This window comes from Dysgonomonas sp. GY75 (assembly GCF_015234155.1).
Taxonomy (GTDB): domain Bacteria; phylum Bacteroidota; class Bacteroidia; order Bacteroidales; family Dysgonomonadaceae; genus Dysgonomonas; species Dysgonomonas gadei.
The window spans coordinates 41,265-62,111 of the sequence record NZ_JADCLQ010000011.1 but is presented as its reverse complement, the minus strand read 5'-3'; the positions used below and the strand labels follow the sequence as shown (position 1 = coordinate 62,111).

10 protein-coding genes are annotated in these 20,847 nt (G+C 36.7%); all 10 read right to left on the bottom strand.

Annotation, left to right across the window (positions count from 1 at the left end):
* Positions 1-256 precede the first annotated feature (256 nt).
* Entirely contained in the window at positions 257-2,188 is a 1,932-nt protein-coding gene (locus IR083_RS05275) for a DUF4983 domain-containing protein (RefSeq protein WP_194223537.1), read from the bottom strand.
* An 18-nt stretch (positions 2,189-2,206) separates the two neighbouring features.
* The gene (locus IR083_RS05270) at positions 2,207-3,940 is read right to left on the bottom strand and encodes a DUF5124 domain-containing protein (RefSeq protein ID WP_194223536.1); all 1,734 of its coding nucleotides are present in this window, start codon (positions 3,938-3,940) and stop codon (positions 2,207-2,209) included.
* 11 nt (positions 3,941-3,951) lie between these two features.
* Positions 3,952-4,692 carry a fasciclin domain-containing protein gene (locus IR083_RS05265; RefSeq protein WP_194223535.1) on the bottom strand — a complete coding sequence of 247 codons (741 nt, stop codon included), beginning with the start codon at positions 4,690-4,692 and terminating at the stop codon, positions 3,952-3,954.
* 30 nt (positions 4,693-4,722) lie between these two features.
* Positions 4,723-6,216 (bottom strand): RagB/SusD family nutrient uptake outer membrane protein, encoded by a 1,494-nt coding sequence (locus IR083_RS05260; protein WP_194223534.1) that lies wholly within the window; start codon positions 6,214-6,216, stop codon positions 4,723-4,725.
* A 26-nt stretch (positions 6,217-6,242) separates the two neighbouring features.
* On the bottom strand, positions 6,243-9,446 hold the full coding sequence (locus IR083_RS05255; RefSeq protein ID WP_194223533.1) for a SusC/RagA family TonB-linked outer membrane protein: 3,204 nt from the start codon (positions 9,444-9,446) through the stop codon (positions 6,243-6,245).
* A 13-nt stretch (positions 9,447-9,459) separates the two neighbouring features.
* A complete protein-coding gene (locus IR083_RS05250; protein WP_194223532.1) occupies positions 9,460-10,509 on the bottom strand; it encodes a DUF5007 domain-containing protein in 1,050 nt (349 codons plus the stop codon).
* Positions 10,502-11,290: a hypothetical protein gene (locus IR083_RS05245; protein ID WP_194223531.1), complete on the bottom strand. Its 789-nt coding sequence runs from the start codon at positions 11,288-11,290 to the stop codon at positions 10,502-10,504. The genes IR083_RS05250 and IR083_RS05245 overlap by 8 nt, the downstream gene beginning before the upstream one ends.
* Before the next feature lie 67 nt (positions 11,291-11,357).
* Entirely contained in the window at positions 11,358-12,908 is a 1,551-nt protein-coding gene (locus IR083_RS05240) for a RagB/SusD family nutrient uptake outer membrane protein (protein WP_194223530.1), read from the bottom strand.
* A 19-nt stretch (positions 12,909-12,927) separates the two neighbouring features.
* Positions 12,928-15,639, bottom strand: a complete 2,712-nt coding sequence (locus tag IR083_RS05235) for a SusC/RagA family TonB-linked outer membrane protein (RefSeq protein ID WP_317174686.1) — start codon at positions 15,637-15,639, stop codon at positions 12,928-12,930.
* A 747-nt stretch (positions 15,640-16,386) separates the two neighbouring features.
* Positions 16,387-20,385, bottom strand: coding sequence for a two-component regulator propeller domain-containing protein (locus tag IR083_RS05230; protein ID WP_317174687.1), 3,999 nt, complete (start codon positions 20,383-20,385; stop codon positions 16,387-16,389).
* Positions 20,386-20,847: the final 462 nt, after the last annotated feature.

Here is a 20,847-nt window from a genome sequence, read left to right as displayed (position 1 = left end):
TCTCAATTCTGTCAAAGAACTCGTGAAAGTAGAGAACTCTCGTGTGGTTTTCTTTATGCCTTCGCCATCCACGGTGGCTACTACTACTTTCTTGTGTACGTCTATGCCGCATCCCCTGGATACGACCTGGGTAAATGTAATCTGTTCCATAGTCTTAATCTTTAGTTGGTTATAACCAAAGCTAAGGGCCTTTGCTAACTTTTACATTATCTTTGGCGTCTTTTTTACGTCATGGGGGTTTCATAATTTTCATTTTTTACTCGTTCATAGAAGTGTACTCCAAAGCCCTTGCCATCCCTTCCAATTTCCAAGAAGGCTGTGGAATTACGCTCATCCACATAAATGTTTGCAAGCTCAAGTCTACCGTATTAAATACTGTTTTATAAAAAGATTCATTTGGCAATGGACGAACATACGGCTCAATAGTAGCATTTTCGTACCATTGAATATTCCCAGTCAGCTTCATATCCGATCTTCCGGCATTTATTCCATTGTAAACGGAGCCATACCTTGAATAATCCCTTAGAATCCCAAGTTCCCTGTCTTCTTCACGGTCGCATGGCCAGTATCCTATCAGGTTTTTCCAGTATGGACAACTTAATGAATCAAGGTCAATCTGAGCTTTATTATAATTTTTTCCCAGATAATCCGGAGGTAAAACCGTATCATAAATCTGGAGGTTTACTACGGAAAATTCTGTTGCGGTTGAAATTGCAGCAGAGGTGTAGATTTGTCCGATTGTAAAAGGTTTCGTATTGTTCGCCATAGTCAGGTTGGTCTCTCCTGTCCTCATTTGCAAATTATGGCGTGCAAGTATCCCATTACGGTAAGTTCTGACTTCGCCATTGGCTCTGGCTGTGTATGTACCACCGGCAAGCGGACCCGGCATCGTTTTGCCGGCACAATCAAAATCATGTACAAATGTCAGCACCGTAAAGTTTTTAGACTTCCTGTCATATTTGTAAGGATTATCTTTTGCCGGACCGGTTTCAGATGTATTACTGGTTACTTGGGTGTCATTGTTGCTTGTATGCCAATACCTCGTATTAGAGCCATCAAATTTAAACAACCACTCTCCATTCTGGCGCGTCTGCGACGCATTCGAGGCTTTCGAAACAATAGCTTGTACTCCACTTGGATTGGGGTGGCGGTCTATGAGCATAAGTTGAAGGGTAAACGGCTTTCCTGCCGGTAAGTTAAACAAAGTAGCATCGTTTACGACAGCAGCGACGGGCGTGCCTGATGCTGACGGCGTATATACCGGGGTTACATAGCTATATGCCAAACCTTCTCCCTCTGCGGGTTTTAACAAGATTTTCTCGACTAAACGATTATTATACACCATTGAGAAAGTATTCAGACTAGGAGAATCAAACCTCGTCTTTGCATCAATTGTTCCTGTGTATTCCCCCCCATAAGTTGATGTTATGATAATTAACCAATTTTCCGACTTATAATTTTTTCTGGTTTCCAACGCCGTTTTCACTTCCCCGATATACCCGTCTACCGTTTGGATTGCATCGAGCACTTCTGTAGTAGGGTTGTCGGAAGAATCATAAAAACCATTAGCGTCTCCGGCCACCTGTACCCCACTAAATTGAGCGACAATTATATCCGAAGGGGAGGATGAGCCGACTTCATCAATCAATGCATCATTAACACCCTGGTCTGTACTGGCACTTTGGGAATCATTCGCATCAGAATTAAATACCTGGTAAAAATCCGGATCGGAAGCATATAAACTTATCTTTATATTTTCATTATCCTGTTTCAACCGCCTCATGAATGTAGGGGTATCCATCTCTTCTATTGTCTTGACGGAACCGTCTTCTTTTTCCAATCCTACACCGTGGTCTGTCACTCCGGTCAGTAAATTGGCCCATCCCCGTTCTTTTGAGATACTGTTATGTTTGCTGTCGGCAATTCCATTAAACGTGAAGCTAGCCGATTCTGTCATTGAACGTATATAGGGGGCCTTACGTGTAGTATAGGCTTCATTTACTGCTTTGCCTGATGCCCCGTCAATAATGATGAACAAAACATGTCCATTATTAGCCGATGTTTCCGATTCAGGATATGAATCATTCGTGAGCCTTTCCAATGATTCATTACACGATATCATCGAAAGTACCGCAATGATCGTTGCCAAGGCTTTGGCAAATAAGCTTTTTGATATTTTCTTATTCATAGTTAAGTGTATTTAAGATTAATCAAAGTCAACTTCTATTTTAATCGCATTATAGGCCGGTTCCCCATTAAAACGGCGGAAATTGCCCAATAACAACAGACCGTTATCGTTTGTCGAGGTTTTTGTTTCAATTACATGGTTCAATTCACCCAGAAACATTCCCGGTACGTTAAATTTTTGCATAGCTTCGCCATCGAGAGTAAGCATAAGAAAACCCTGACGGCTTACCCCATCATATTTTTTGAATAAACCGGAAATTACTACTATATCATGATTGTTTAAGATACATGCAAAATTAGGGTTTCCTCCTTCGATTCTTCGTGGAGAGAAAGTTTCGTCTACAGTTCCGTCATTATTGAGCATAATAATACCTTGACATTCTACCCCGTTGAAATCGGTAAATTCACCTACTACCATAGCCTTTCTCCTGTTTTTGTTGTATCGGATCTTAGTTATGGCTCCATTGGCTCCGGTTCCTATATTCTGGAGGAATTGTGCATCTATTTCTCCGTTTTTGTCTAATCTCACAATATTAGGAGTGGTTATACCATCGAATGTTTTAAAATTGCCGACAATGACGATTCCTTCCTTCTCATCCATATATGTATCCTGTATAAAACCCTCTACTCCGCTCTTTTCCATACGATATGTCTCATCCAATTCTCCAATACTATTCATCCGTAATACGGATCTAACGGGAGTAAACTCATAAACCAATTCGTCTGCGAAAGATTGTTCAATATTAATTTTACAATACTGTGTAATATTTCCCACTGCAATCACCTTATCGTCAGAGGTAATAAAAGTTGCAACCGGAGGCTCTTTTGTCCCACCGTTAAAACTGGTTATTCTGACAGATCTCGTTTCTCCGGTTTTAGAAGTAGGCAATTGTACATTATTGAACATCATTCCTATACTATGCTGTACTTTCATCATATTATTTACAGATATTCCGTCTTCCCTGCCAACGGGCTTGTATTGAGTAAATTTACCGGAAATTAAGACATTAGGGGCAGTACCTGATTTATCATTGTTAAAATACGAAATGGATTTCGCATAATAATCCAAACTACTTTCTCCTGAGTTAGGATTACTGTAATCATAGCCAATCCCTTGCCTTGAATCGATTTTGTAATATGTTCCGTTCCACCCCATAGCTATAGTCCCGGAACTATTTACCCAAGCAATACAGGACACCCATGAATTTTTGCTGTCATTATAAACATGGAAGTCTCCAACCCAATGGTAATGGTTTTTAGTTGTTGTGTCATAATGTTCCAGATAATCATAAATAGTTCCAGTAAGGCCCGAAGTTATCGTATATCCTTTATCTACACTTACATTTCCCAAGACAGTTAACTTGGGTCCGTAGAATATCTGTTCTTTCAATAGGATATGGGCTATTCCGGTACTCAGGCTTTCCGGTACCTTTACCGTGATAGTCGAATCAGTAGCCATTACAATTTCAGCCTTTTCATTCGAAATGAAGAACTCGAATTCTGCTGTGCCGTCTTCATTGATCCATTGGGATAAACCTTTGGTTTTGTAAATAACTTCATCTCCCGGATAAGCTCTGTCAGGCGAAGGAGGAGTCGCTATAAATTTAATTCCATATGGTTCTTTACCTCCGCCATAAGGGTCTTCTTTAACAATATCTTCCTCAGAATTACATCCTGTTGAGAATATGGTAATAAAAAGACAAAGCACTATTTTAACAGAAAGAGAAAATTTCCAATTTAATATCTTTTTCATATTCATTCCTTTTATTCTTCGTATGGTAAAATACCTTCTTCAATAGCTCTGGATACAAATAACAATGGCTCAAATCCAAAATAATGGTCAGTCAGCCTGATAACATGAACAGCTCCATTTTTAGGTTGTATATTGCATGTCGCAACATATGCATTCAGCAAATCACTAGTCGTTATATCATAAATATATGAGTAAAGTATCTGGCGGGCACCTGCATATTTTACGCCGTTCGCATCTCCATACACCACACCGGCATTCATCGGCAGTCCCCCATATGTAATATAAGTTTGTCCCGGGTATGCCGCGATAGCTGTCGTATCAATTTGAGGTATATCTTTTAATAAGTACTTTTCCTTGAGTATGTACATTGACAAATGTTCTTTCCAGACCTCAGGTTTTATTTGTTTTAAGCTTTTGATGCTGTCTTTTCCCACTCGATACTGATAAGCACTCAAAAGATTTACAGTCCGGCGTATAGACCAATTGGTAGGGGCAAAAAAAGTTATGTCTTTTTTTTCGAAGACCTCTTCCATATCCGCTAATTCAATAATTTCAACCAAATCAGAAAAATAATCATTCTTAGGGTCGGATTCGGGAGACTTTGACTTAAGGAATTCCATCATTGTACCGTCATAATAAGGGTTAGCAGTACCGCCGTCTATCAGATAACTATCATCTGTACAATTATTTAATAGTATAGGAATCGTAATAGTAACAATTACCAAATACCAGATTTTTATTCTATTTTTCATTTTTCTTATTATTAGATTATTAATCACTTATTACTCCCAATACAGATTCAGTTGGATGTTTGTGTTATTACTCAAGGCATCCCTGTGTATAGGCCATGTCCAGGCGCCGACATTGAACTCTGTACGCCTGATCGGATGTTCACAATACATATAGTTTGATATCTTTCCTGTACGTACCAGATCATAATAATAATGACCTTCCCCTATCAGTTCCCTTTGCCGTTCCCAGAAAATAGCATCTTGCAAATCTTTTCCGGAAAGGGAATTCGTACTTGCACCGGCTCTGTCCCGAACCCTTTTCAGTAATTCATAGGCCGGCCCGTCATTTCCCAATGCAGCTAAAGCTTCGGCATACAACAACAAAGCGTCCGAATATCTGAATACCATTTGATTCCCGGAATTAGAGGTTCGTTCACTATCACTATAGTAATCTACATTCAGAAACTTCTTAATCTCTGTAGGAGTTAACGTTGACGCTATATACATATTTTCGTCAAACCAATATTGTTTTCGTAGGTCTATCTCCGAATAAGGGAAAATTTTCTCCATATAATTGCTGTCATAATAGTATACTGTCTTTTTCTCATTTGTATGGCTATATGCTACATTATTAGAAAATACTGCCAACTTAGAAAATACTTCACCTGACGAATTAATGTTCTGGGCTATCTCAAAAAGCCCTTCATTAGAACCTCCTGTAAAGACTGTCGAAATTCGACTCATTTCCACAAGTTCATAAGCGCCTCCATTGCTTTCGAGCTGTTCACCTAAAGCTACTACGTTTTGATAATAAGTGTTTTTATTCTTGTCATCGAACTGAACCAACCAAAGATTGATATGCATCATCAAGGCTAATACCGACCCGCGTGAAGCCCTTACGCCTTTTTTAGCATTCGAACTATAGGTCCATGGTAAAAGGTCACTATTTAATGCTCCGGTCTTTAAATCTTCCAGACAGTTCAGAAGTACAGTAACCATATCCATCCTTGGTAAAGAAGCTGAATTATAAGCTTTGGTATAATAAGGAACATCTCCGAAAGCCCTGACAAGGAAAAAATAAGATATATTTCGCATAAACACAGCTTCCGCTTTAAACATGAGGCGTTTGTCTTCTGAAATATCGGGAACCTTGTCTATTTCATTTATCAGTATGTTGGCAGATTGTATTACGTCATAAAATGGTTTCCATTTAGTGGTTTCACCAAAAGGGCTATAGCTATAAGTTCGTAAATCGTTCATCTTATTAGCCACAAGGAAATCCACTTTCTTATCTTGTCCACTACCGTTAAATGGAATAATGGGAGCACAGCGCATGTCGCCACTCGCAGTTAAAAATAGCCCACTACCCATTGTCGCTTTCCTAAAATTGAAATATACGCTCATCAGGAATCCTTCGGCATTGGCATCATTTCCTTTTATCCAGAATTCATCTCCCGGTAATTTGTCCTCACTTTTTACTTCAAGAAAATCACAACTTGAAAGAAAAATCAAACATGATATAATTAAAAGAATATTTTTTTTCATAATCAATGATTTTGTTTATTTGTTCTCTAAAAATCCATTGAAAGCCCGACAGTCCAGCTACGGCTATTAGGATAACCTCCGGACACATCATATCCAAGACCGTTTACATTTTCAGGATTTACACCTGAATATTTTGAGAACGTATAAATATTATTTACACTTGCATTAAGCTGTAATCGGCTAACCTTTAGGTATTCCAATACATTTTTAGGGAAAGTATAAGCTACTGAAATACCATTGATCTTCAAATAAGAACCATCCTCCATAAAAAGGGTTTGATCCGGACGGAAAAAGTTAACTTGATGATCACGTGTGCCGCCACGAATATAATCGAACGGATTAGGGTATTTGGCATCTCTGTTACCTTCTCCCCAGAAATCATATGCTTCGATAGGAGCCAGAGCTCCTTTTTCATGTAAACTCTGTGAAAGAGGATCACTGTATGCGGAAAACCGGTCTGCCAAAGCTTTATTGATAATATCCCTCTTGATTACAAAAGAAAAATTGGTATTTACAGAGAATGCCTTGTACCTAAGGTTTAAGTTAAAACCTCCTGTAACACGGGGTTGTGAATTACCTACTACAACTTTATCTTTATCATCGATAATATAATCTCCGTTTACATCTACCCAGATAGGGTCTCCGGCCTGCATATAGACATATCCGTTTTTATTATTATTTTGAGCCTTCATCCGTTCTCCGGTAGCCGGATTTACAGGAACATCCTCGTCGGTTGCGTAAACTCCTTTGTTAACCAATAAATAATTCGCCAGAGCATTAGAACCTAATCGATTGACGATTGTGGCTTTATCATGTATTATCTGCCGGGCTTCATTGGGCAGTTTAGCTATTATATCTCTATTAACCGCTATGGAAAGAGCTAAATCCAGCACCCATGGGCTCTGCTCAGACAATGGTTTACCTCCTATTAACAATTCTATTCCGTAATTTACTATACTTGTCTCAATACTTCTCACTTTTGTAAAAGCATTATGGTCGGCCAAATTCACATCACTCAACTGATTATCAGTCTGCCGGTAATAAACATCCCCTGTAAAACGCAGTTTGTTTCGGAAAAAAGCCGTCTCCGCACCAAGATTCCATGACGTAGAGGTGACAGGTTTTATGTTATCATTTGGCAACAGTCCATAATCAATCGGTATAACGGGCATGCCATTATAACTATCTTCTGTTAATTTATAAGTACCCCAGATATCATAACGGTTTGCGGTATATTTAGTTGTCCGTCCCCAAGAAACACGAAGAGCCCCGGCATCCATCTTTTTCCACGTGTCGGCGAAAGGCTCACGGCTAAAGTTCCACCTGAATGAAATGGACGGACTGACAGTCCATTTTACTTTAGCTCCATAATTTGAGTTAGCTTCCGGACGGATATTCGGAATAAAGATATAACGCTCTCCCCGTACTCCCATCGATCCGAAACCAAATGTCGGATTTAAGATGAACGAAAAAGTATTTTCATTCTCTTTAAATGAAGCGGATCCGCCGGACAGATCTGTTCCATGCATGGCACCGGGAGCCAAAATATAATCGCTACCGCTTCCTACCAAAGTAACATTATTAGAAATCTCTTTTTTAGATGATATTTCGATCCCCGCCGTTAATCCTATTCGGAATATGCTGATATTGTTAGTCCTTGAAAATAACAATTGGGAATATAAACTATAACTGTTTCCACTCGTATTGCTCCATTTAGATCGGTTGTTATTTAAAATTCCGGGAGTGAATGTTTCTCTTTCGGCTGTATTGTATTTATATGCGAATGTCCCGTTAAAACCTATTTCGTAAGGTAATCTATATTTCACATTCATATTGGCGTCATATGAATTATTTACATTGTTATCATCTACGGAAAATGCAGCTAATGCTTCATTCGAGGCTGTATACATAGATGGCGGCGGCAATAAAGACGACGCTGATGTACCTTTGGCTACGCCAGCTTGAGAAAAAGCATTCCCACTTCCCTGGCTGTTTAGTGTAAAGGTTGCCGAAATATTTACATCCATCTCGAATTTATCATTTGGCCTATATCCCAAGCGGGTTCTCAAACCATACCGGTTAAAATCCGTATTCTTAATAATACCTTTTTCCGTATAGTAGTTTCCATTGATTTTATAATCGAACTTTCTATCTCCTCCTGAGAAGCTCAGGTTATGTGTTTGATTGTGCGTTACTCCATAAAAACGCCCTTGCCAGTTCGTATTATTATTCCAGTAAGGATTCAGGCTATCTGCTAATGCGGGAAACTTGTGTATCTCATTATGCCCATGATAATATGAGGTGTCATTTTGCAGTATTTGTGCAATACGCAAACTTCTTTCCGCATTACCGACAATTACATCACGTAAGTTCGGAGGCGTTTTAACCACATAATTACCGGAATAGGATACTTTCGGCTTTCCTTGTCCTCTTTTTGTTTCAATGAGAATTACCCCGTAAGCCCCTTTCGAGCCATATAAAGAAGTTGCCGCCGCATCTTTTAAAATCTCCATGCTTTCAATATCCTCGAAAGGAATCATTGATAAAGGACTGACTGTTGCTCCCGCCAACAATCCGGCTGCATCTATATCTGTATTTGTATTGATATCTTCCTGTGGAATCCCATCGACAACAAATAGTGGGGCAGATGAACCCAGAATAAAATCCTCACCTTGCTGTGTCAGTGATATATCAGAAATACCACGCATTGTAAAGCTAGGAACCCCACCCGGTGTACCGTTGTTTATTTGTACATTTAGTCCGGGTACACGTCCCTGGAGCAACTCCAATGCATTGGCCACAGGTGTTTGTACCAGATCTTCTGTTTTAACAACCTGTACGGCAGCTGTAGCATCTGCTCTCGTCTTTTTTATAAACCCGGAAACGACGACTTCATTCAACATATTCTCTGTCATGTTCATATATATCGTCATATCAGAATTTTCCTTTGGAATATCTCTAATCACCGGATCATACCCCAGGTAAGTGATCTTCAATTTTGATGCAACAGGTACTTTCAGTGTAAATTTTCCATTGATATCAGAAAGCGTCGAATATTTCGAACTTATTTTTCCCGATTTGTCCAGAGCTGCTACTGCAACAGATATAAGAGGCTCATTATCTTTTTTATCAAGGATAGTACCTTTTACGATAACTTCTTGAGAAAAAATATTCAGAGGAATAAATATGAACAGTAGGACAAATAAACTATATTTATGTGTTTTTTTCATACAGATCTATCTTTTATATGTTATCTCTAAATTCCGGAGCACCATCGGCAAACACAATTATGACTTCCCAGTGAGCTTCTTTATATATAGCAAATTCCAACTCAAAAAATGGATTCCTTCGGTAACCTGAAGAAGTAATCCTGTCATAGGCAAACCGTAATTTAACCATATCCCCTATACTGTTTGTATATTTTGATGGAGTTTTTACCAGAGGTAAAGGATATGCTACATCATATTTCACATAATTTTCGCCCATTTTTTTATTGAAACCGTGAAGTAAGTTGTCCCATTCGGTTTTATTAAATTTTTCGGGTGGAATGGGTGTATAATCAGAGTTGTAGAAACGAAAAGTAATAGATTTTTTTTCATCGGAGTTCTCTTTGTCTTCCCGCAGATAGACTTGTATTCCTTGGGCCGATGTAAATCTTCCGGATTCCAATTCTACCAAGCTGGCACGAGTCGCAGTGATATAATCTTTATCTAAAATCAATCCTGTCTCGGGATCATAGATAGTAGGTTCATAATCGTTCTCTCTTACAGGAACTAATTGCAGGTTATTAAAATATTTATACCCCCCTTTGTTGGAAACTTTTACATCAAACAAATAGCCTTTTCCAGGAGCACAATCAACAAAAGAAGACGCAGCATTAGCCCACATAACAAGTTCTCCTGAATATTCTCTTACCTGAAACAATGATCTGTATTCAATCGATCTTTTTGCTTCAATTTCCTCTATGGAATTTTCATTCCCTAAATATGGTTTTGTCCATATTTTCACAGGAAACACATCTGTCATCTCTGGAGCAGGACTACCATCCGCTTTTACAATACGGGTAATTTCGAAAGCCAAAGGTTGAGTTGAATTTCCCGGTTGAAAATTGTTTGTATAGAATGTTGTCCTTCCTAGAACAGGCCTATATACACGTTCGGTATAATTTACATCTCTGTCAAAGGCGTCTTGTATATCAGGCAAATAATTATTGACACAGGATGTGTTCAAAAGTAATAATGCACTCGCTCCAGTAAGATACATTTGTTTTATATATTTTTTCTTTCTATTCATTTCCTCTATTTTTAAAGTAACTGATAAAATTATCATAACTAAAACTATGGTATTTAGGCAGAATATGAATAATCCCATTTTGGGTGTGTATATCCGGGTGAACAACCTCAGTGGATTTCCATTTATCTTTAAGCTGAGTATTTACCATATCACTAAAGACAAACTTCCTTATTCCACCTCCGGCAACCCCGGATGCGTTCTGGAAAAAGCATTCCATATTCATCGAATACTTATATTTGTATGAGTTGGCCGTTATGTTGTTCCATTCACTTTTTTGTATGATTTCGGTAGTGTATTCTCCTTCAAAAATATACCTGAACATTAAAGTGTCTACCTGTGATTTATAGTCATAATGGCGTGTTTCTATCAAAGTATCTACTTTATTGCCGATATTTACAAAAGTTGTGTCATCAACAGAAAAAGGATTAATAAGCAGGTCGCTGAAAGATATATTTTTGCCTAATTTTTTTTGAGTACGATACATGTTGAGCTCTTTAAATGAAAGTTCGAAGCATTCGTTTGGCAACGCATAAATGGTATAAAACTCATTTTCATTAGCTAATTTTTCCTTCAATTCCGGATTAGCGTCTATTATTACCAACATGGAATCGAATTTGTGCTTAAGAGCATTATCCGCCTCATCGGAAAGATATTTCAGTAGCGTCCCGTCATATTTCTCTTCTCCGATAATTATTGTATCGGTATAAACAGAATCATAATCCTGACAGGCATACAGAATAAGAGAGAGTATTATCCCGATTATTATTTTATATTTATTCATTTTATCTTTATTTTTATTGGTTTACTTTCAATACAAGAATACATTCTTAGTGTGTTAAAGTGTCCGTTTACTGCCAATAAGTATTCTGTGTTATCTTAGAATTCATCAGTACATCCTGTGATACGGGCCAATAAATTCCACCCTTAACAATAATTTCATCCAAAAGGGGATCATCTTTCAACAATTTTTGTCGACGTATTGAATCATACCAAAGCCAACCTTCCCCTATCAATTCCTTTTTTCTTTCCATAAAAATGGCTTGAACCAGTTGAGTCTTGTCTTCAGCAAAATCTTTTTTATATGACGCTTCGCTTAAACCTCTCGCAGTCCTTATCGTATTGAGAAATATAATCGCCTCTGCGGGACGATTTAACGCACATAGTGCTTCTGCCCGGAGCAAGGTTATTTCTTCTAATCGTGAAAAGACTATGGCTGATCCGAAAACTGCATAATCATTATTTAGGGGCGATCCATCCTGAATAACCTTGATTTTACTGAATACCGGATACTGAAATTCTATATTCTGTACATAATTGGTATAATATTTTCCCGTTTCAGGATTAATTCCGAATCTTTTATCATCGACTTCGTTGAAAATCGCAAACAGTCTTTCTTTTGTCACATATATATCCGGGATACTTTTGGGGATGATGGGAGAGGCAAGTGTCAGATATTCAAGATGCCCGGTCTGTGTCGCCTCGCTTTGGTTAAAAGGAAAAGTAAAACTCAATAAACGGCAACCTTTCCAACTCGATGAACTTGTTGTAAACATACCTTTGGATGAAGTGAGATCTTCTACTGAAATGTATGTTGCACTGACTTTTGTTGCATTATTCATTACGAATGTTGTATAAGTTTCCACGTCTACATAATTTCCTTCCCATGCGGAAATGTGGGCAAGAATAGTGTATGCCGATATTTTATTCAACAAAATACCTCTCCAGTCCGATCCTACTTTACCGTAATATTTGCTTGTTGATGTTCCGAACTCAAAAGGCAATATTTTTATTGCTTCTATCAATTCTTCCTTTGCATAATTTAAAACGACTCTGGCCTCTGTTTTTCCTATTTCAGGAAAAGAACCATTATCATAAGAATAGGTAACCAGAGGGACATCTCCCCATATCCGCACCATATAGAAGTATGCAAAAGCCCTTATCGCTCTAGCTTGGGCTATATCCAGATTTAAATTTTCTTCCGAATAGGATTTATCTTTCTCAAAAGTTCTGGGAGCTTTCTCTATGAAAAGAGACGCTGCGTTTATAACTGCATAAAATCTTCTCCAATTGGATATTTCATCTAACAGAGAATGAGGTTGATTCAAATCATTATCTACTATAGCTTGCAAATCCAGTCGGCTGGTTACAGAGAAATCACCAGTCCGCAGGTCTCCGCAAATCCAATGTGTATTATTTTCAGCTAAAGCCGCACGCATCAACCCATATATTCCCATCAAAGCTGCACGGGTATCTTCAAGCGTCTCCCATTGCTGATCTTCTTTTGCTATGTGCTTTGACTCCACATCTAAAAAATCATTACATGATGACATCATCAAAGAGCAGACAGTCCCAATGAGAGTCACATATAATGTCAATTTATTATATAAATTGGAAAACATATTTTTGTAATTTTAATGTTTAAAAATTAAATCGTAAGCCTAAAGAAAGAGAACGGGGAATCGGTATTGAGTATCCATCATAATATCCGCTAAAACCTACCAATTCAGGGTCATTACCAGAAAAGTCTGTGACTGTAAATATATTATTGGCTGTCAAATAGAAATACAGGCTTTCTAAAGATTGCTTTTTCTTCAATGGTAATGTATATCCTAAAGTTACATTCCGTAACTTTAGATAAGACAACTTTTCCAAAAACATATCCTGTTCCGCCCTGTACGGATGTACTTTGCTCAGTGGGTTATATATAGGGTAGTTGTCTCTTTGGTTGTCGTCCTTACGCCAGAATGTTATCTCCTTAATAGAATTGAACGAGCTTGTACGCTCGATATTTATAAAATCGTAACGCTGATGATCTCTGATATTCAATGCGCTATGTCCCAGAGCAAAAAAGATATGGAAAGCCAAATCAAATTGTTTATAACGGAATTGGGTTGTCCATCCCCCTGTAAATTGGGGAAGGGCATGCCCCTTCAAGATGCGGTCTTTATCATTAATAATATTATCATCATTTTGGTCAACCCAGATAGGATCTCCTTTCTGAAAGGCGATTCCACCCAAACTTAATCTTTTGCCATCTTTTACAGATACATCGCTGTCGTCGTTGTAAATCCCATTATTTTGATATAACCAAAATGCGTCTATTGATTGGCCTACCTGTAGTTTGCGTCCGTCTACAACCACTTCATATAATCCATCAGGTAATTTTTTCAATTCATTCCGGTTGTAATTCATATTAAAGGCCATATCCCAGCTTAACCGATCTTTATTGATATGAGGAAGTATTGATGCTGATATATTCAGGTCGATCCCTTTATTAGAAATCTCCATGCCATTCATAAACTTCGAATTGTAACCAAATTCCTTAACAGTTGGAACTTGTACAATCATATCTTTCTCCCTGTTTTCATACAAGCTGATTCCGGCGCTGATACGGTTATTCAGGAAAGAAGTATTTATATCCACACTCAACTTATCCGAATATGGCCAACCCATATCATAATCGATCCAGCCTATTGAATACGGGCGGGTAACCGTTGCGAATCCATTGGAAGATGATATAAGGGGTTGTCCATTCCATTGCATTTCAGAAGACACATAATTAGGTCCTAACGCAAATCTATCAGATTGCACTAAATGACCTAAACGAGCCCATGATGATTTCAGGAAAAATTTAGATAAAAAGGAAGAATTGTCGAAAAACAGTTTTCTAAGATCCCATCCCAAAGAAAAGGAAGGAGTAAACAACCAGCGGTCATCCAGCTGTATATTGGAACTTCCGTCGTATCTAACCAATGCATCTGCATAGAACAGTTTATTATAGTTATAATCAAGTGAAAATGACGTGGATACAAGTCTGGCCTCCATTCTGTCAGCCAAGCGGAAAACTTTTAAAAAATAGTTTGAGATTGTCTTAGTATCGTCTTCTCCATCAAGACCATGTATATAATTATAATGAGAATAATCACTTTGAATTGAACCATCCCAGTGAATATCTAACCCATGATTTCCAAAATCAAATAGGTATCCACTATTAACACGACCTATCAATCGCCTGTTATATCCCGAATAATCAGAAACCGAACTTACGGATTCCATAAGAGAAGAAGGCCAGAAAGCGTGGCGAACATTCGTATTATAATCGAGCATCAAGCCTACGTTAGCATAAAACCGGTCCAGTGTATAACGCAATGATAGATATCCGTTTAACAGATTATTTAAATTTTCGTCTTTTGTCAGTTCATGATAACCCAAATAACGGTCGTAAGTTCCATTGGCTGGAGCCAGAGGCATAGATAGATCCAGAAAATATTCTATTTCAGCCAAGCGATCCCGTAGATTTTTATTCCTTTTTCTTATTATCCTGTTTGCATTGATATAGGTGCTCGCTGTCAATCCTTTTAATGGAGTCATATTCAGTGCAAAACCTATGTTGTATTTGGTCAAGCCGACATTATTGACAATTCCCGCATCTTGCGTAATCCCTAAAGTGAAAATATAGTTTGCCGCGGTACTCCGACTTCCAATAGATGCATTCACATTATAGGTAGGAGAAGAGTTATAATAAGAATCTGCCCAATCAGGAGTCCCAAAATAATTAGACTCTCTGGTGTCACTCAAATATCCCGGATAATACTGTTCCTGTGCAGATATATTGTAAGTATCATAAAAATTCTGACGGAAAGCTTTTTCATATGCACCGTTTGTCATCTTTATTTTAGAAGGAGCAAAAGCCATGCCGGCAGAAGCATTGATGGAAATATTTTTCCCCCCATAAAAACCATCTTTTGTAATAATCCAAATTGCTCCATTGGCTGCCAGTGGACCTAAGCGGGCAAGTTCTAATGGATCTTTGATTACTTCGACGGATTCTATTGATTGTATATCCAATCCGGCCAGGATATTGGAGGCAGCACCTACAGGATTGATATCATATATCTTAAAATCATATATATATGGGAGATCTTGCGCAAGAGGAATTCCATTTACATATACGACTGGCTGCACTCCGGAAACATCTTTATTGGAAAAAATGGGAGATGATAATCCTCTTATTAACATACTTTGGATAGAGCCAGGCTCTCCATTGTTTTCTTGGACATATACCCCGGCAACATTTCCTTTTAGTAGTTGCTGTACAGATAAAAGGCGGGTATCTCTTAGTCTTTGCACACTGAGGGTATCTTTAAGCCTATAATCACCCCGGTTTATAATCAAGCGAGGCCCTTTGCTTAAAAGGATTTTCTCTTTTACTTTTAAAAAGTCGGTGTTTCTCTGATAATCCAGAGAATCGGTGTATTCATCCAAATAGGATTGAGCTGATATATGTAAGCTAAAGCCAAATGAAATTAAAACAACGAACAAACACAAGACTGCTTTTTTTAAGAAAAATAAAGCATTTCTTTTTACCATAATATTAGAATCTATTAAGTTGGTTTAACAATAATTTCAGGAACTTTTTGGGGAAAATTGGTGGAATCTCATTGTGATGTTGCTTTAAGGTAAAACATAATATTGTATTAAAATTAAGAGGAATTTTCTCTTTCCATGGTAATGAATTATATTGAATTTAAATAGAATGTTATTTGACTGTTGTATAAATCCATTTTGTATTAGACAAGGAATTCATAACTAACTTTTGCAAAAGTCTAAAAAAATAAAAAGATCGAGGTTTTATAAACAATCAAAAGGGTTTGTTTATCAATCATGACCCATTTAAGACTCAGCGGGTTTGTTTTTCAATCATACAATAGTTCGTTTTTTTGTCAAAATGCAGAATGATACTATAAAATAGATAAATATTATGAACTTCTCTCTCATTTAATTGAGCGGGATATTTCTAAAAAATAATTCAGGCTATTACAAAATGATGCAATAGCCTTTGATTTTTCCAAATAATGCCTCTGATAAAGAAAAGATTTATTCGATATGATTCATCTTTTGATATTCTGTTGGTGTCATATTAAATTCTTCTTTAAAACATGTTGAAAAATATTTTGGATTAGAAAATCCCGAGGCATAAGCTATTTCTGAAATAGTGCGTGTTCCTTCCTTCAACATTTGACTTGCATACTTTAGCCGGATATTCCGTATAAATTCAACAGGAGACAAACCTGTCATCCCTTTCACTTTCCGGTACAAGGACGAATTTGACACCAGTAATTTTTCTGCTAACATATTCACATCAAAACTTGATTCCGAAATATTCTCTTGTATTATTTGTATAATTTTGTCCAAATGTTCTTTGTCAATATTCGAGGTTTCGAGAGTAGAGGTATCAAGAACAACGTCTGTTTTGAACTCTCTTTGTTTGTTTTTTCTGTTTTGAATAAAGTTGCTGATGCGGGCTTCAAGAACTTTTAAATCGAAAGGTTTTGAGATATAAGCATCTGCTCCAGCATTGTAACATTCAATACGGTCTTCATTACTGTTCTTGGCTGTTAATAAAATAATAGGAATATGACTTGTTTCGATATTGGACTTTAGTGTCCGGGATAATTCAAGTCCATCCATTTCCGGCATCATTACATCACTTATTAGAATGTCAATTTCGTTTTTGTTTATAGCGCCTAAGGCTTCTAATCCATTTTTTGCAATTATTACATCGTAACGTTTCGATAATATGTGGTACATCAAGTATAACAACTCTTCGTTATCCTCAACTAGTAATAATTGGATATCCTCTTTTTCTATTTCAGATAAACTTATTCTTACATCGGAATATATATCTTTTTCCGAAGTTATAATATTATCGTCTATAATAGGGTTTGAAATATTAATCTCGGTTTCTTGATAGCTCATACTGTCAATAGGTATTCTTACGGTAAATATGGTTCCTTTATTTAATTGACTTTCTACATTGATACTTCCACGGTGTAAATTCAATAATTCTTTTGTCAGGGAGAGCCCGATCCCATTTGTGTCGGTTAGACCTCCTCTCTTATCCGTATAAAAACGCATAAAAATATTCTCTAGATTTTCAGGGGCAATACCAATGCCGGTATCACTAATCGTTATTTTTACATAGTTGTGAAACTCTGCATGATACTGTTCTAATTCAACCTTTATTTCCCCATACTCCGGAGTATATTTGTAAGCATTTGAAAGTAAATTAAATATTATTTTATCAACTTTATCATAATCGAAATATGCAGGGATCTGTTCCGCAACAGTATTAAATGAAAAATTAATTTGCTTTTTACTCATTAACGGTTCAAAATTACTCAAGCATATATCTTTTATAAATTGCGAAATATCTCCTTGGGTGATTTTTAATTTCATGTTTCCGCTTTCTATTTTTCTAAAATCAATGATTTGCCTCAGCAAACGTTTTAATCTGTCTATATTGGCTCTCATTATTGCAAATTGAGGAACCTTATTTTTGTAAGACATTTCCACATCATCTATCAGGCAATTGATAATGGTAAGTGGAGTTAGAAAGTCATGGGAGATATTTGTGAAATATCGTAATTTAATTTGAGTTAATTCTTCACCCTTTTCTTTTTCAATTTGAGCGATTTGTAATTCTTGCCTTAAACGAATTCGATTCCTTGCTCTATTATAGACACTATATACTAATACTACTACAACGAAAGAATATAATAAATAAGCCCACCATGATTCATAAAATGCCGGGGACTTATATATATTTATCATAGCGGTTTCCTTGCTCCATAACCCATTTGAATCTGTTGTCTTAAGAAGGAAAGTATAATTCCCTTTAGGTAAATGGTTATAAAAGGCATAAGGGCGGGAAGCATCTGTATACACCCAATCATCATCAATTCCTTCTAATTTATATGCATATTGCATTTTAGAAGAAAATACATAATTTAAAGAAGAGAAAGCCAATTCTATATTCTTGTCACCGGGGTGTATATGTATGGTTTGACTTTTAACTTGAAACCGATCATTATCATTCAATCCCAAAACAGGCGTTCCGTTAATCTTAAGGTTAGTAATAACAGCTTTTATCCGTTGCGGTTCTTCTGACAGTTTATTATAAGGGCTAAATACGGATATTCCTTTGTTTCCACCATAAAACAAATTGCCTGTACCATCATTATATAATGAGTTATAAAAAAAGGAACTAATTATTGATTCATTGTTAGATAAATAAACCATAGAACCCTGATTCTCCGGATTATATTCTATTATTTCCTTATTGGTCGATATCCAGACATGCCCAATATTATCAATCGTGATATTTTGAATACCCTCATGCAGAAGGTCAAATCTATCAGATAGATTTTCAATGACTTTTTCTCTCCATTTATATATAAAAATATGCCCTTCCTTACTGCCTATGTAGATATTTCCTGTTGCATCAGAACAAATTGTTTCGATATTGTCACTAATTAATGACTTATTTTCAGCACTTAAATGTTCGGCTTTACCCGATCCGTTTTTCAGACCCTCTATGGATAGTTTGTATATTCCGGAATTTTTGGTCGAAATCCAAAGCTTTTTCTCATTGTCTTCTGTTATGCCGGTAATACCTGAGATACAAAATTGGGTTTTCTCTATAGTGTCCTTGCCCTTCGGTTTGACTAACAAGCAGGTTGTTGTTGCTATCCACATATTGTGATCCCTATCCTTGAAAAAAAGACGTGGCCTACCCGGTTTATCTGTTATATTATTCAGTTTGAATATATTTGTCAAAACCGGTATTCCACCTTGCTTTTTCACGCTATAGATATAAGGTTCGCTTACCGGAGCCAATAATATTTCCTGATTTATAGGTTTCAGATCGGCAATACATGTTATAAAGTTAATACCGGGTAAATCTTTTAATGAAGGAAATTCATGATAGAAACGAATCTTATTCTTTTGAGGAGAAAAAAGTCCAAACCCCCATCTGTTTTGATTTATCCAGAGCTCTCCTTCATCATCCTTGTAAATAGCCCCTATATTGGTGGAAAAGCCGGTAGTTTCTTTTATTGAAGATATCACATAATTCCTTACTATCGGTTTTTCCAAATTTATCGTAAGAGCTCCTTCGCTAAAGGCTGCGACCCAAAGGTTGCCATCCTTATCACTTACTAGTTCGCTAAATATATTATTGTAGTTCTTAAATGAAGATGAAATATCTATTTCTACTATATTATTATTGTCATCACAAGAAAAAGCCGACACTCCGGAGGTTGACATCAACCAGATATAACCGTATTTTTGGTCCTGGGTTATGCTAAAATATACATCTTCTTTGTTCTGTTTATGAAAAGGAGAGATTATTTCCACAGGTTTGTACGTTTGCTGTTCATTATTTGGATAAAACCTATATAATCCATCTCCCCATGTACACAACCAATATCTTCCTTTGTTATCACAAAAGAATTTAAAAGGATTGTCCCGTTCTCCTATTTTAGGCTGTCTTACAAAAGTGTTTTTACGAGAGTCATATTTGTGCAAACCTTCACTCCATAAGGATATCCAAATATTTTTATTAGTATCTTCAAAAATAGAGTTCACACTGGTTATTGGGAGTTCATGGTCAAACTTCTTCCATGAAGAAAGATCAGGAGAGAACCGATATACCCATGATAATGTTCCAATCCAAATATATCCTTCCGAATCGATCAAGATAGAACGAATTTCTTGCTCTTTTATTTCTTTGTGCTCCATCGGGGTTATCCGGTAAGTTTCCTTGTTTAAAATATTTACCCCTTTCTTCGTACCAATAAACAAGTTATTATCATTATCCTCTGTTATACATGTGATATCATTATCCGTAAGAATAGAAGAATTTCGCACACCCGAACGGAATATAAGCATATTATATGCATCATACCGGCACAATCCATCACGGGTACCCAACCAGATAAAGCCTTCTTTATCTTGAAAGATACGTTGTACGGAATTCGATGGTAAATATCTGGATAAAGGCATTGATTCTACTGATATTTGCTGGGACCTCATTTCACAAGTGAATATCTGCAAAATAAGGAAAACAACCACACTGATACGGTTAATATTGAGAAACATAGTATTCTATTTAGTATCTATAATTGGTTACTGTATACAATGTTACACAATTAAATTTGGAGTTCAATTTCAGTATATCTTAAAATTATTGATTTTATAGATATTTGAACCCTTTTGACCGATTTTTTAACTCAAAAGAGGCAGTGAGGTTGTTTTTCTCTAAAATCAGACCTCTTTGAATGATTAGAGAACTCTTTGTCGGACCCTTATCTATATTTTTGTTTCGATAAAACACCTTACAATTATTAAACCATGAAAACTCCATAATTTCATAATATTATATCCACTTTCGTCTGATAAGGTGTACTACCCGATCAAGCGTAGTCAACAATTATGCCAAATAAAGAAGAATGGTAAACTTATGAAAATTGTATGGGAAGTTGCAAATGCAATCTA

Bases quoted from the DNA above. Each gene is read 5' to 3' on its own strand.
- IR083_RS05275 (WP_194223537.1), bottom strand. From the start codon at position 2,188: ATGAATAAGAAAATATCAAAAAGCTTATTTGCCAAAGCCTTGGCAACG.
- IR083_RS05270 (WP_194223536.1), bottom strand. From the start codon at position 3,940: ATGAAAAAGATATTAAATTGGAAATTTTCTCTTTCTGTTAAAATAGTG.
- IR083_RS05265 (WP_194223535.1), bottom strand. From the start codon at position 4,692: ATGAAAAATAGAATAAAAATCTGGTATTTGGTAATTGTTACTATTACG.
- IR083_RS05260 (WP_194223534.1), bottom strand. From the start codon at position 6,216: ATGAAAAAAAATATTCTTTTAATTATATCATGTTTGATTTTTCTTTCA.
- IR083_RS05255 (WP_194223533.1), bottom strand. From the start codon at position 9,446: ATGAAAAAAACACATAAATATAGTTTATTTGTCCTACTGTTCATATTT.
- IR083_RS05250 (WP_194223532.1), bottom strand. From the start codon at position 10,509: ATGAATAGAAAGAAAAAATATATAAAACAAATGTATCTTACTGGAGCG.
- IR083_RS05245 (WP_194223531.1), bottom strand. From the start codon at position 11,290: ATGAATAAATATAAAATAATAATCGGGATAATACTCTCTCTTATTCTG.
- IR083_RS05240 (WP_194223530.1), bottom strand. From the start codon at position 12,908: ATGTTTTCCAATTTATATAATAAATTGACATTATATGTGACTCTCATT.
- IR083_RS05230 (WP_317174687.1), bottom strand. From the start codon at position 20,385: ATGAGGTCCCAGCAAATATCAGTAGAATCAATGCCTTTATCCAGATAT.